The sequence below is a fragment of the Pseudomonas sp. AL03 genome, from assembly GCF_029960815.1.
Lineage (GTDB): Bacteria > Pseudomonadota > Gammaproteobacteria > Pseudomonadales > Pseudomonadaceae > Aquipseudomonas.
In genome coordinates, this window is sequence record NZ_JASBRE010000038.1 from 33,742 (window position 1) to 46,130 (window position 12,389).

Below are 12,389 nucleotides of genomic sequence, written 5' to 3' on the forward strand. Positions count from 1 at the left end.
ATTCTTCGCGGTTCTTTGAGTCGTCTGGCTCGCAAAACCGCTTTTCCCTACGTGTATTTCCGGAGTTCGCTGAATGTCTGCTGGTTGGCTGCGCGCCTGTGCGCTGGTGATGTTAGGGCTGTTCAGCGTGTCTGCGCTGGCCAAGGATAAAACGGCGATCGTGATCGGGGGAGGGCTGTCTGGCCTCACCGCTGCTTACGAACTGCAAAACAAAGGCTGGCAGGTGACCCTGCTGGAAGCCAAACCGAGCATGGGCGGTCGCTCCGGCATGGCCACCAGTGAGTGGATCGGCAACGATAAGACCCAACCGGTTCTGAACAAGTACGTCTCGACCTTCAAGCTGAGCACCACGCCGGCCCCTGAGTTCGTGCGGACCCCGGGCTATCTGATTGACGGTGAGTATTTCACTGCCGCCGATCTGGCAACCAAGCAACCGGCCACCAGCGAGGCGCTCAAGCGCTACGAAAAGACCCTGGATGATCTGGCGCGTTCGATCGAAGACCCGCAGAACCCGGCCGCCAACAGCACGCTGTTCGCGCTGGACCAGATCAACGTGGCCAACTGGCTCGACCGTCTGAACCTGCCGGCCACGGCACGTCAGTTGGTGAATCAGCAGATTCGTACCCGTTATGACGAACCTTCGCGCCTGTCGCTGCTGTACTTCGCACAGCAAAGCCGCGTTTATCGTGGCGTTGCCGACCGTGACCTGCGCGCTTCGCGTCTGCTTGGTGGTAGCCCGGTGTTGGCCCAGGCCTTCGTCAAACAGCTGAAAACCATCAAGACCAGCTCCCCGGTCTCGGCTATCACGCAGGACAAGGACGGCGTCACCGTCAAAGTCGGCAGCGTTGGCTATCAGGCGGACTACGTCGTCGTGGCCGTGCCGTTGCGCGCACTGAACAAGATTCAGATGACCCCGTCGCTGGATGCCCAGCACATGGGCGCGATCAAGGGCACCAACTACGGTTGGCGCGACCAGATCATGCTGAAGTTCAAGACTCCGGTATGGGAAAGCAAGGCGCGCATGACCGGTGAGATTTACAGCAACACCGGTCTGGGCATGTTGTGGGTTGAGCCGGCTTTGAAGGGCGGCGCCAATGTGGTGATCAACCTGTCCGGCGACAACGCGCGCGTGATGCAGGCCTTCGGCGACAAGCAGATGGTCGATCAGGTGCTGATCCGTCTGCACGCCTTTTATCCACAGGCTCGCGGTTCGTTCACCGGTTATGAAATCCGCCGCTACAGCACCGACCCATCCATGGGCGGCGCTTACCTGGCCTTCGGTCCTGGCCAGATCAGCAAGTACTGGCGGCTGTGGGAACGTCCGATTCAGCGTGTAGCCTTTGCCGGCGAACACACTGATACGTTGTACCCAGGCACGCTGGAAGGCGCACTTCGCACCGGTCAGCGTGCAGCCAGTCAGGTAGAAGACCTGGCGGCTGGCAAGTCGTTTGAACCTGTGAAGATTGTTCCAGCAGCGACCGCAGCGGTGGCTGGCGCAGCGGCGGCGAAGAAAGGTAACTTCTTCACCAACCTGTTTGGTGGTTCTGACGACAAACCGGAACCGGTCAAGGTGCCAGAGCCAGTGGCTCCGGTTGCTCCTGCACCGGCTCCAACGCCAGCCCCGACCCCTGCGCCAGCTCCGGTCGAAGCACCGAAACCAGCGGCACCGGTGAAAGCCGAGCCGGCGAAAAAAGCCCCGGCGAAAAAGCCTGCAGCCAAAACCGAGGCCAAAAAGGCTCCGGCAAAAGCTCCGGCGAAGAAAGCCGAACCGGCTAAGAAGCCTGCGGCCAAGCCCGCTGCGACCCCGGCAACAGATACCAAAGCGCAGTAAGCTTTGGGATTAAAGAAACGCGGCAGAAATGCCGCGTTTTTTTGCCTGAAGAAAACCAATATCAAGATTCAAATAAACCCTATGGCGGAGGTGTTCTTTAGTTGGACTTCGTTTTTTTACACAGGGGTCTTTAATCTTTCCTTAACTCATCCATTTCAGACTCTTGATCGTATTTCTCGATATTTCAAAGCAAAATTTTCCGCTTTAAATCGATAGATAACTCGATAGTCTTGGTTCGCAGTTTTCACAGGAATTGGGCAATGCAGCTACGTAACTCTTCTTCCCGCTACGGTTGGGTCAGCATCTTTGTGCACTGGGGTGTGACGCTGGCAGTTTTCGGTTTGTTTGCGTTGGGCTTGTGGATGGTCGGTCTCGATTACTACAGCAGCTGGCGCAAAGACGCGCCGGACTTGCACAAAAGTATTGGTCTGGTGCTGTTAGCTGTCATGGCTCTACGGGTTTTGTGGCGCTTGATCAGCCCGCCACCACCAGCACTGCAAAGCTATAGCCGCATGACGCGCCTTGGCGCCAAGTTCGGTCACTCGTTTTTGTATCTCAGTCTGTTCGCTGTGATGATTGCCGGTTACCTGATTTCCACCGCAGAAGGTGCCGGGATTCCGGTGTTTGGCCTGTTTGAAGTCCCTGCATTGGTTTCCGGACTACCGGACCAGGCAGACACCGCTGGTGTGATTCATCTATATCTGGCGTGGGCGCTGGTAATTTTTTCTGGCCTCCATGCGTTGGCAGCACTGAAACACCACTTTATCGATCGTGATGCGACCCTGACGCGAATGCTGGGCCGCAAAGCATGAAGTTCAACCTCGACTCCCAAGGAATAGAAAGCATGTTGAAAAAGACCCTCGCTGCTCTGGCCATCGGTTCTGCTCTGCTGTCCGCTAACGTGATGGCAGCTGACTACGTCGTCGACAAGGAAGGACAGCACGCCTTCGTTGACTTCAAGATCAGCCACCTGGGCTATAGCTTCATCACCGGTACCTTCAAGGATATCGACGGCAAGTTCAGCTTCGACGCTGCCAAGCCTGAAGACAGCAAGATCGAGTTCAATGTCAAAACCGCCAGCGTGTTCACCAACCACGCTGAACGTGACAAGCACATCGCCAGCGGTGACTTCCTGAACGTGGGCAAATTCGCGGACGCCAAGTTCGTTTCCACCCGCGTCAAATCCACCGGCAAAAACGCCGCTGGCAAAGACACTGCCGATGTAACCGGCGACCTGACCCTGTTGGGCGTGACCAAGCCAATCGTGGTCAAGGCCACGTTCCTGGGCGAGGGCAAGGATCCATGGGGTGGCTACCGTGCCGGCTTCGAAGGCACCACCAGCATCAAGCGCTCTGATTTCGGCAAGCAGAAAGACCTGGGCCCACAGTCAGACGCGGTAGAGTTGTATGTTTCGTTTGAAGGTGTCAAAGCGAAGTAATTTTCGCCGCTAAAACAAAAATGCCCCTGATCTCGCGATCAGGGGCATTTTTTATGGCGGCGTTAAATCAGCGATTGCGGGTCAGCAAGGCTGGTTTCTCACCGCGAGGACGGCCTGGCAGTTGATCCAGTTGCTCAGGAGTCGGGAACCGATCGGTTTTCGACTCTTTATGGATGATCTTCGGTGCCGGACCGCGCGGGTTTTGCACGGCCGGTTCCGCACGTGGCTGATCGTCGGTGCCAGCCGGGCGGCGGTCGCGGGACTCTTCGCGACGGGCCTGACCGTCACGTGGAGCACCGTTGCGTGGGCCGCTGCGCTTGGCCGGCGGCGTGCCAGTGGTGGCGCCGTCGCTGCTGCGCGGGCCGCTTTGGCGACCCTGAGGCTTGCCGCCGGTGCGCGGAGCGCCTGCGCCTGCGCCTGCGGCCGAGCCTTGTGCCGGAGCACTCGGACGGCGACCACGGCCTTGAGCAGGCTTGGCCTGCGGCACGTAGTCGGCGCGGTTACCGAAGTTATCGACATCGTCGTCGAGGAACTCGTCCGGTGCACGATCAGCGGCGGCGCGAGGTGCCGGGCGCTGTTGCTCGCGAGCCGGGGTGCCTTCGCGTGGCTTGTGTTCACGCGCCGGGCGATCACCACGGCCAGTGGCAGCAGGTTTTTCCTTGCCGCCCTTGTCCTTGCCTTTGTCTTTACGACCGCCGCCACCACCAGTGCCGTTCGGACCGTCGCCGCGCGGGCCACGTGGGTTGCGCGGGTTACGCACATCCGGACGCTCGCGAACTTCTGGTTTCTCGGCTTCTACAGCGCTGGAATCGAAGCCCATCAGATTGCCGTCGGCAATTTTCTGCCTGGTCATGCGCTCGATGCTTTTCAGCAGCTTTTCTTCGTCCGGAGCCACCAGCGAGATCGCCTCGCCCGAACGACCGGCACGGCCAGTACGGCCGATACGGTGCACGTAGTCTTCATCGACGTTCGGCAGTTCGAAGTTGACCACGTGTGGCAACTGATCGATGTCGAGGCCGCGAGCGGCGATGTCGGTGGCGACCAGGATGCGCACTTCGCCGGCCTTGAAGTCGGCCAGGGCTTTGGTGCGAGCGTTCTGGCTCTTGTTACCGTGGATCGCGACGGCGCTCAGGCCGTGTTTGTCCAGGTACTCGGCCAGACGGTTGGCGCCGTGCTTGGTGCGGGTGAACACCAGAACCTGTTCCCAGGCGCCAGCGGTGATCAAGTGCGCGAGCAACGAGCGCTTGTGGCTGGCGGCCAGGCGGAATACGCGCTGTTCGATGCGCTCGACCGTGGTGTTCGGCGGCGTGACTTCGATGCGTTCCGGGTTGTGCAGCAGCTTGCCGGCGAGGTCGGTGATGTCTTTGGAGAAGGTGGCCGAGAACAGCAGGTTCTGGCGTTTGCTCGGCAGACGGGCGAGGACCTTTTTCACGTCATGGACGAAGCCCATGTCGAGCATGCGGTCGGCTTCGTCCAGCACGAGGATTTCCACGTGGGACAAATCGACGCTGCCTTGGCCAGCGAGGTCAAGCAGGCGGCCAGGGCAGGCCACCAGCACGTCAACCCCGCGGGACATGGCCTGAACCTGCGGGTTCATGCCGACGCCGCCGAAAATGCAAGCGCTGACGAACTTCAGGTCACGGGCATAAACCTTGAAGCTCTCGTGTACTTGAGCCGCGAGTTCGCGAGTAGGGGTCAGGACCAGTACGCGCGGTTGGCGCGGGCCGTGACGCTGGGATTTGTCCGGGTGACCGTTGGGGAACAACCGCTCCAGAATCGGAAGGGCGAAGCCGCCGGTTTTACCAGTACCTGTCTGAGCCGCGACCATCAGGTCGCGACCTTGCAACACGGCGGGAATGGCCCGCTGTTGCACCGGAGTAGGCTCGGTATAGCCCGCTGCCTCGATGGCGCGGACTAAAGCCTCGGAGAGACCGAGGGAAGCAAAGGACATGAGTAATCCTGTTTTAGTTAGGGCTTGGCCCAATGGGAGTCTTGCCTGGCGCGAATGGCGTTTAAGAAGAACGCAATCCCGTCCGGTCCTGCTGGGCCTTGAAAGCTCGTCTGGAGTGCTCGCGCGGGCTGAAAAGCTGCGCTGTAGCGGTGTCGAGATGCCTTGAACAAGTCCGAGCGTCCGGGCGTGAGCCTGGCGGGAAGGCCGGAGTATAACAGAGCAATCACTGCGCGCCGCTTTCCTGCTGCTCAACGGTTTTTCCGCTGGCGGCGGTGGCTCGGGTGGTTTTTACCTCGGCTGCCCGATTGGCACCATAACGGGCGCTCAATTCTGCGTACGCAGGCTCGCGCTTGAAGCGTTTGAGCTCGGCGCCGAAGCGCTGCACCAACAAGTCCATGCCCGCGTTGCGGCGCACCGCCAGGAACTGGCTCTGGTGGCTGATGACGGTCGGGTTCTCGGTAATCTTGTCGCGGATGCCCAATTTGTCGAGCAAGTGCTGACCCACCCGGCGGTCCGTGATCAGCAGGTCGATCCGCCCGCGCACCAGTTTGCCGAAGTTGGCTTCATGGGTCGGTGCCGGCTCACGGGTGAACAGCGTCGATTCGCGGAAGTCCGGGCTGTACAGATAGCCCGGTGAGGTGCCAATGGTCAGGCCTTTCAGATCGTCCAGAGTGTGAAACGGATGCGGGCGCTCATTGGCGTAAAACATCACGAATTCGACTTCCGAGAGCGGTTCGGTCGGGTAGAGCAGGGCCGCGTCGCGTTCGGCGCTGTGAAAAATATCCAGCGCGCCATCCGCCTGGCCTGTTTCGAGCATCGACAGGCAGCGTTTCCACGGCAGAAACTGCCACTCGACCTCGATCTCCAAGCGCTTGAAGACAATCGCAGTGGTTTCGTAGTCCAGTCCCAGGGATTTGCCGTCCTCCTCATACACGTAAGGCGCCCACGGCTCGGTGACAATGCGCAGCTTCTCGCCCCGAGCGGCGAAGCTCAGGCAAGTAAAAAGAAACACGGTCAGTAACTGCGTGATCAAAGGCATGGCTTGAGATTACGACGAGAAACCGGAAAGAGCCAGAAACGGGATCCAGAAGCTCTGGTTCGGGTGTAAAAAGCAAAAAATCGCAGGCTTCGGCAGTTCCTACAGAGAGTAAACATACCCAACGTAGGCGCTGCCGAAGGCTGCGATCTTTTGATCTTGCTGGTAACGACTATTAGCGTGGCAACTTCAGATTGCTCCACACCGCCAGGCTCGGTTCGGCCTGGTTCAGCGTGTAGAAGTGCAGCCCTGGAGCGCCACCCTGCAGCAAGCGTTCGCACATCTGGGTGATGACTTGCTCACCAAAGCCTTGAATGCTCTGGGTGTCATCGCCGTAGGCTTCCAGCTGCTTGCGGATCCAGCGCGGGATTTCCGCACCGCAGGCATCGGAGAAGCGCGCCAGCTTGCTGTAGTTGGTGATCGGCATGATCCCAGGAACGATCGGGATGTTCACCCCCATCGCCCGTACACGCTCGACGAAGTAGAAGTAGCTGTCGGCGTTAAAGAAGTACTGGGTGATCGCACTGTCGGCGCCTGCGTTGGCCTTGCGCACGAAGTTGGCCAGATCGTCTTCGAAATTGCGCGCTTGCGGATGCATTTCCGGGTAAGCGGCGACTTCGATGTGGAAGTGATCGCCGGTTTCTTCACGAATGAATTCAACCAGGTCATTGGCGTGGCGCATTTCGCCACTGGCCATGCCCATGCCCGAAGGCAGGTCACCACGCAGGGCAACGATACGCGTGATGCCGGCGGCCCTGTATTGGGTCAGCAGGCCACGCAAGTCGTCCTTGCTGTCGCCAACGCAAGACAAATGCGGTGCGGCAGGGACTTTGACTTCGCTTTCAAGCTGCAACACGGTGGTGAGGGTGCGATCACGCGTCGAACCGCCAGCGCCATAGGTGCAGGAGAAGAAATCGGGGTTGTACGTGGCCAGCTGACGGGCAGTGGCGAGCAGTTTTTCATGCCCAGCATCGGTCTTCGTAGGGAAGAACTCAAAGCTGTAGCGACGGTCTTGGGACATGGTCATATCCTTGGAAGCACGTAAGCCTTGCAGTCGCCGCGCTTACTGTAGGAGCGAAGCTTGCTCGCGAAAGCAACGACGCGGTGCTTCAGGAGCAGCGCGGTGATGCGTTCGCGAGCAAGCTTCGCTCCTACAGGAGAGCGTGGATTCTGCACAAGTCCGCTCCCATGGGAAGCGGACAGCAGGTCCAATCAGTAGCGGTAAGCGTGTGGCTTGAACGGACCTTCGACGGTCACGCCGATGTAGTCGGCCTGAGTCTTGGTCAGTTGAGTCACTACGCCGCCGAAACCGCGGACCATTTCCAGGGCCACTTCTTCGTCGAGTTTTTTCGGCAGTACTTCAACGGTCAGACGCTCGGCTTTCTGGGCTGGCGACAGGTCGGCGTACTTCTGGCCGAACAGGAAGATTTGCGCCAGAACCTGGTTGGCGAACGAACCGTCCATGATGCGGCTTGGGTGGCCAGTGGCGTTACCCAGGTTAACCAGACGGCCTTCGGCCAGCAGGATCAGGTAGTCGTCGTTCTGAGCGTCAAATGTGCCAGGACCGGTACGGTGAATCTTGTGAACCTGTGGCTTCACTTCTTCCCATGCCCAGTTCTTGCGCATGAAAGCAGTGTCGATTTCGTTGTCGAAGTGGCCGATGTTGCAGACAACAGCGCGCTTTTTCAGAGCTTTGAGCATGTTCGCGTCGCAAACATTGACGTTGCCGGTGGTGGTCACGATCAGGTCGATCTTGCCCAGCAGCGCTTTGTCGATGCTTGCTTCAGTACCGTTGTTGATACCGTCGATGAACGGCGAAACCAGCTCGTAACCGTCCATGCAGGCTTGCATGGCGCAGATCGGGTCGACTTCGGAGACTTTAACGATCATGCCTTCCTGTCGCAGGGACTGGGCCGAACCCTTGCCCACGTCACCGTAACCGATGACCAGCGCTTGCTTGCCGGACAGCAAGTGGTCGGTGCCGCGCTTGATGGCGTCGTTCAGGCTGTGACGGCAGCCGTATTTGTTGTCGTTCTTGCTCTTGGTCACCGAGTCGTTGACGTTGATGGCCGGGATTTTCAGCTCGCCCTTGGCCAGCATGTCCAGCAGGCGGTGAACGCCAGTGGTGGTTTCTTCGGTGACGCCGTGGACGCGGTCCAGGATCGCCGGGTATTTCTTGTGCAGCAGCTCGGTCAGGTCGCCGCCGTCGTCGAGGATCATGTTGGCATCCCAAGGCGCGCCATCTTTGAGGATGGTTTGCTCAAGGCACCACTCGTACTCTTCTTCGGTCTCGCCTTTCCAGGCGTAAACCGCGATGCCGGCAGCGGCGATAGCGGCAGCGGCCTGGTCCTGAGTCGAGAAAATGTTGCAGGACGACCAACGCACTTCGGCACCCAGGGCAACCAGGGTTTCGATCAGCACAGCGGTCTGAATGGTCATGTGGATGCAGCCGAGGATCTTGGCGCCTTTGAGTGGCAGCTCACCGGCGTACTTGCGGCGCAGCCCCATCAGGGCTGGCATTTCGGATTCGGCGATGATGGTTTCGCGACGGCCCCAGGCAGCCAGGGACATGTCGGCCACTTTGTAATCGTTAAAATCTGCAGGCGTGATAACAGCGCTCATGATGAGCCTCCATTCGTAATGTATGCGAATGGGCGCCGTTGTGCGTTTAGTGTCTGACCGATAACGGTCAAGCAACGCCCCATCCGAGCCTGACAGGTCGAACCTGCTGCAGCGCCCCTCGGACAGGTGGCGGGAAAACGGTAGCAATGGAACGTTACCGTTTTGAAACGGTGGCGATTATAGCCGTGTGAGCGATACTTCCAAAGCGTTTCTGTTGGTCAATGTCTGAACGGTAATCGAGACCATAGTCGATGCTTGATAGAGCCCTGGGTCGGGCTCTGCCATGATGCCCGTCATCATTCGGCAAGACGCTCAGGAGTGAATATGAATTTCCACACCCGCAAATGGGTAAAACCCGAAGACCTCAACCCCAACGGCACGCTGTTCGGCGGCAGCCTGTTGCGCTGGCTCGACGAAGAAGCGGCGATCTACGCCATCGTCCAGTTGGGCAATCAGCGTGTGGTGACCAAGTACATTTCAGAGATCAACTTCGTCAGCGCCTCGCGCCAGGGCGACATCATCGAACTGGGCATCACCGCCACCGAGTTCGGTCGCACCTCAATCACCCTGAAGTGCGAAGTGCGTAACAAGATCACCCGCAAAAGCATCCTGACGGTAGAGAAGATTGTCTTCGTCAATCTGGGTGAAGACGGCTTGCCTGCACCGCACGGCCGGACCGAGATCTTGTACGTCAAAGACCAGTTCAAGGATGATGGCATCAGCGAGTAATGCGAGCCCTGTAGGAGCCGAGCTTGCTGGCGAAGGCGTCATTTGCGTCACCGCCAAAACCGAGGCGAACCCTTCGCGGGCAAGTCGGAACGCCGCACCGCTCGCTCCTACAGAACCGGTATCGTTTCGGTGGTCAGTGAACAGCTCCGAACCGCGCGTGTCGTACCTACATGACACCCCACTGGTTCCGAAGCTATATGCACACGCAAAAAGACGGCAAGACCCCGAACCTCTCGCCTGAAGAGCAGCATGACGTCGACAAGAGCCAGCCGCCACGGGCGGCGGTGCTGCACGAAATCATCCGCACCCAGGGCGATCAGGAGCTTGAGCGCAGCGTCGCCGCCTTGTGGTGGTCGGCGCTGGCGGCCGGCCTGACCATGGGCCTGTCGCTGATGGCCATGGGGCTGCTCAACTCCCGTCTGCCGGACGGCGAAGGCTTCAAGGTGATCGCCAGTTTTGGTTACTGCGCAGGGTTTCTTGCGGTTATTCTCGCCCGTCAGCAATTGTTCACCGAGAACACTTTGACGGCTGTGCTGCCGATTATGACCAAACCCACACTGAACAATTTCGGTCGGTTGCTACGTCTGTGGTCGGTGGTGCTGGTGGGCAACCTTTGCGGCACGTTGCTGGTGGCGTATGTGATGCTGCATCTGCCGATTTTCGACAGCAAGACCGACCTGGCCTTCCTCGATATCGGGCGCAAGATCATGGAGAACAGTGCCAGCCAGATGTTCGCCAAAGGCATTGTGTCGGGCTGGATGATCGCCACCATGGTCTGGATGATTCCGTCCATGGAGAGCGCCAAGATGTGGATCATCATCCTCATCACGTACCTCATGGCGCTGGGGGATTTCACCCACATCGTGGTCGGTTCCGCCGAGGTCTCGTATCTGGTGTTCGCCGGCGAGTTGCCGTGGAAGGATTTCTGGCTGGTGTTCGCCGGGCCGACGCTGGCGGGGAACATCATCGGCGGCAGCTTCATCTTCGCGCTGATCAGCCATGCGCAGATTCGCAGTGAGAGTGGGCCGCCGAAATCCGACGGCCCTGAAAAAGATCATTCCGAATCCAGGCCGGAGTAAACCTGGTCAGGCTTTTGCTGAAGTACTTTGCACAAGGCGCTCATCATGTTGGGCCGGTCAGTCTGAACATGGCTGATCAGCGCAATCTCTCTGTCATACCGATTGTTGCCGACCCGGTTCACAGCGCATTTATGGCCCCAGTGTTCAAAGCCAGACCAATAGGGCACAAGGCTCACGCCAAGACCTTCAGTCACCAGCATGGCAATTGTCTCCAGTGCATCAAGATCGACCAACGGCGTCGGCACCAATTCATGGTCCGCCAGATAATCCTCAGCATGCCGCCCGCCCCACGAGTCAGGATCGTACCGGATGTAGGGTCGGCTAATCAGTTGAGCAGGGATGCTGTCCGAGGACTTTTCCTTCGACAGAAAAACCAGAGGTTCCTTGCGAAGTGAAACCACCTGCAAGGCTTTTGGCAATTCAAACGGAGGAACGACCAACACGGCAGCGTCCACTTCCCCTGAGAGAAGCGCTTCATACAACGAACGCGATGTTCCGGGCACTATCACCGGCGTGATCCCCGGCGCCAACTCGGTGAGTGCTCGCAATGCTTCGGGTAGAAGACCCGTCAGAACGGTTGAAATGGCGCCTATTCTCAACTGTCCCGTAAGCCCCCCCACGTCGGCGTCTCCCGCCAGTAATGCGATCTCGCGAACGATGCGTTTAGCCCTGGGCAGTAATGCAAGACAGGCTTGACTCGGCTTGGCTGCGTGTCCGACGCGAGAAAGCAGTTCGAAGCCGAGTTGCCGTTCGAGCGCGAGAATTCGCTGACTGACCGCTGCTGCCGTCAACCCTTCCACGCGCGCGGCATGTGCTATGGAGCCACATTCCACGACTGTGATAAGGCTTTTCAAATAGCGTGTGTCCATAAGAAATACTTTCGGTAGCACAGAAATTACATGCTATCTCTTTCGGTGAAAACCGCACAAGCTTCAACTCGTTCACTCGTTTCCATCCTCCGGCGATCTTCAGGAGCCACCTATGCAGTCGATTTTTCATCTTGCCCTTCACGTCCGCGATCTGGAGTCGTCACGCCAGTTTTATGGTGATTTACTGGGCGGTGAGGAAGGGCGTAGCACTGATACCTGGGTCGATTTCAATTTTTTCGGGCATCAGTTGTCATTGCATTTGGGCGAACCATTTCCGGTGAGTCGTACGGGAAAGGTAGGAGAGCACAGGGTGCCAATGCCCCATTTTGGAGTGATACTGAATATGTCGGACTGGATTGTTTTGAAAGACCGTTTAATCAACGCTGAAGTCAAATTTGTGCTCTCGCCGAACATTCGTTTTCCAGCCGAGCCTGGTGAACAAGCAACTATGTTTTTTATGGACCCTGCCGGAAATCCTATCGAGATAAAAGGTTTCACTGATTTCGAATCAGTGTATGCGGCTTGAAGTTTCTCTTTGGATGCACTTCCATAATTGCTCTTCAAATAAATAACGCTCGGATAAATCCGCACGTATTAATTCGCCGAACGCCAGACAATAGTCGGTGTCACTCAAGCATCTGATAAAAAAAACAATATGTACAAACTTGAGGTATTCCAATGAAAGTATCAAAAATCGCCGTGGTCGCAATAACCGTTACTTCCTTTTTTGGAGTGGGGAGTGCAGCGGTCGCAGGTCCGACGCTGGACGCTATTCAGAGGAAAGGTTTCGTACAGTGCGGTGTAAGTGACGGCCTGCCAGGCTTCTCGGTTCCA

General features: G+C 58.1%; 11 protein-coding genes, 1 pseudogene and 1 riboswitch. Of the genes and pseudogenes, 7 read left to right on the forward strand and 5 right to left on the reverse strand.

Going from position 1 to position 12,389, the window contains the following annotated elements:
• Positions 1-73 precede the first annotated feature (73 nt).
• The 3 genes from QK293_RS24940 (at position 74) to QK293_RS24950 (ending at position 3,269) form a co-directional block, all read left to right on the forward strand.
• A complete protein-coding gene (locus tag QK293_RS24940; RefSeq protein ID WP_282382350.1) occupies positions 74-1,831 on the forward strand; it encodes a flavin monoamine oxidase family protein in 1,758 nt (585 codons plus the stop codon).
• A gap of 260 nt (positions 1,832-2,091) precedes the next feature.
• Positions 2,092-2,643, forward strand: a complete 552-nt coding sequence (locus QK293_RS24945; protein WP_282382351.1) for a cytochrome b — start codon at positions 2,092-2,094, stop codon at positions 2,641-2,643.
• 32 nt (positions 2,644-2,675) lie between these two features.
• Complete coding sequence (locus tag QK293_RS24950; RefSeq protein WP_282382353.1) at positions 2,676-3,269, forward strand: YceI family protein; 594 nt, start codon at positions 2,676-2,678, stop codon at positions 3,267-3,269.
• A 67-nt stretch (positions 3,270-3,336) separates the two neighbouring features.
• On the opposite strand, the gene QK293_RS24955 is transcribed toward QK293_RS24950, so the two are convergent.
• The 4 genes from QK293_RS24955 to ahcY all read right to left on the reverse strand — a co-directional run bounded on the left by QK293_RS24955 (position 3,337) and on the right by ahcY (position 8,878).
• The gene (locus tag QK293_RS24955) at positions 3,337-5,220 is read right to left on the reverse strand and encodes a DEAD/DEAH box helicase (RefSeq protein ID WP_282382355.1); all 1,884 of its coding nucleotides are present in this window, start codon (positions 5,218-5,220) and stop codon (positions 3,337-3,339) included.
• Positions 5,221-5,443: 223 nt separating this feature from the next.
• On the reverse strand, positions 5,444-6,259 hold the full coding sequence (locus QK293_RS24960) for a transporter substrate-binding domain-containing protein (protein WP_282382357.1): 816 nt from the start codon (positions 6,257-6,259) through the stop codon (positions 5,444-5,446).
• A 172-nt stretch (positions 6,260-6,431) separates the two neighbouring features.
• The gene (metF, locus tag QK293_RS24965) at positions 6,432-7,277 is read right to left on the reverse strand and encodes a methylenetetrahydrofolate reductase [NAD(P)H] (protein WP_282382359.1); all 846 of its coding nucleotides are present in this window, start codon (positions 7,275-7,277) and stop codon (positions 6,432-6,434) included.
• Between the two features lie 191 nt (positions 7,278-7,468).
• A complete protein-coding gene (ahcY, locus tag QK293_RS24970) occupies positions 7,469-8,878 on the reverse strand; it encodes an adenosylhomocysteinase (protein ID WP_282382361.1) in 1,410 nt (469 codons plus the stop codon).
• Positions 8,879-8,901: 23 nt separating this feature from the next.
• Positions 8,902-9,004, reverse strand: a riboswitch (S-adenosyl-L-homocysteine riboswitch).
• Positions 9,005-9,202: 198 nt separating this feature from the next.
• On the opposite strand from ahcY, the gene QK293_RS24975 reads away from it, so the two are divergent.
• Together QK293_RS24975 and QK293_RS24980 are read left to right on the forward strand one after the other, a co-directional pair.
• Positions 9,203-9,607: a hotdog domain-containing protein gene (locus QK293_RS24975; RefSeq protein WP_282382363.1), complete on the forward strand. Its 405-nt coding sequence runs from the start codon at positions 9,203-9,205 to the stop codon at positions 9,605-9,607.
• Positions 9,608-9,804: 197 nt separating this feature from the next.
• Complete coding sequence (locus QK293_RS24980; protein ID WP_282382364.1) at positions 9,805-10,686, forward strand: formate/nitrite transporter family protein; 882 nt, start codon at positions 9,805-9,807, stop codon at positions 10,684-10,686.
• On the opposite strand, the gene QK293_RS24985 is transcribed toward QK293_RS24980, so the two are convergent.
• Positions 10,662-11,555 (reverse strand): LysR family transcriptional regulator, encoded by an 894-nt coding sequence (locus tag QK293_RS24985; protein WP_282382366.1) that lies wholly within the window; start codon positions 11,553-11,555, stop codon positions 10,662-10,664. The two genes, QK293_RS24980 and QK293_RS24985, sit on opposite strands and share 25 nt — an antisense overlap.
• Positions 11,556-11,667: 112 nt before the next feature.
• Between QK293_RS24985 and QK293_RS24990 the strand changes: the two genes are divergently transcribed.
• Positions 11,668-12,081 carry a VOC family protein gene (locus QK293_RS24990; protein ID WP_282382368.1) on the forward strand — a complete coding sequence of 138 codons (414 nt, stop codon included), beginning with the start codon at positions 11,668-11,670 and terminating at the stop codon, positions 12,079-12,081.
• Positions 12,082-12,233: 152 nt separating this feature from the next.
• Positions 12,234-12,389 (forward strand): annotated as a pseudogene (locus QK293_RS24995) (amino acid ABC transporter substrate-binding protein); the annotation flags it as partial.

Bases quoted from the DNA above. Each gene is read 5' to 3' on its own strand.
- QK293_RS24985 (WP_282382366.1), bottom strand. From the start codon at position 11,555: ATGGACACACGCTATTTGAAAAGCCTTATCACAGTCGTGGAATGTGGC.
- QK293_RS24945 (WP_282382351.1), top strand. From the start codon at position 2,092: ATGCAGCTACGTAACTCTTCTTCCCGCTACGGTTGGGTCAGCATCTTT.
- QK293_RS24940 (WP_282382350.1), top strand. From the start codon at position 74: ATGTCTGCTGGTTGGCTGCGCGCCTGTGCGCTGGTGATGTTAGGGCTG.
- metF (WP_282382359.1), bottom strand. From the start codon at position 7,277: ATGTCCCAAGACCGTCGCTACAGCTTTGAGTTCTTCCCTACGAAGACC.
- QK293_RS24960 (WP_282382357.1), bottom strand. From the start codon at position 6,259: ATGCCTTTGATCACGCAGTTACTGACCGTGTTTCTTTTTACTTGCCTG.
- QK293_RS24980 (WP_282382364.1), top strand. From the start codon at position 9,805: ATGCACACGCAAAAAGACGGCAAGACCCCGAACCTCTCGCCTGAAGAG.
- QK293_RS24950 (WP_282382353.1), top strand. From the start codon at position 2,676: ATGTTGAAAAAGACCCTCGCTGCTCTGGCCATCGGTTCTGCTCTGCTG.
- QK293_RS24955 (WP_282382355.1), bottom strand. From the start codon at position 5,220: ATGTCCTTTGCTTCCCTCGGTCTCTCCGAGGCTTTAGTCCGCGCCATC.
- QK293_RS24990 (WP_282382368.1), top strand. From the start codon at position 11,668: ATGCAGTCGATTTTTCATCTTGCCCTTCACGTCCGCGATCTGGAGTCG.
- ahcY (WP_282382361.1), bottom strand. From the start codon at position 8,878: ATGAGCGCTGTTATCACGCCTGCAGATTTTAACGATTACAAAGTGGCC.
- QK293_RS24975 (WP_282382363.1), top strand. From the start codon at position 9,203: ATGAATTTCCACACCCGCAAATGGGTAAAACCCGAAGACCTCAACCCC.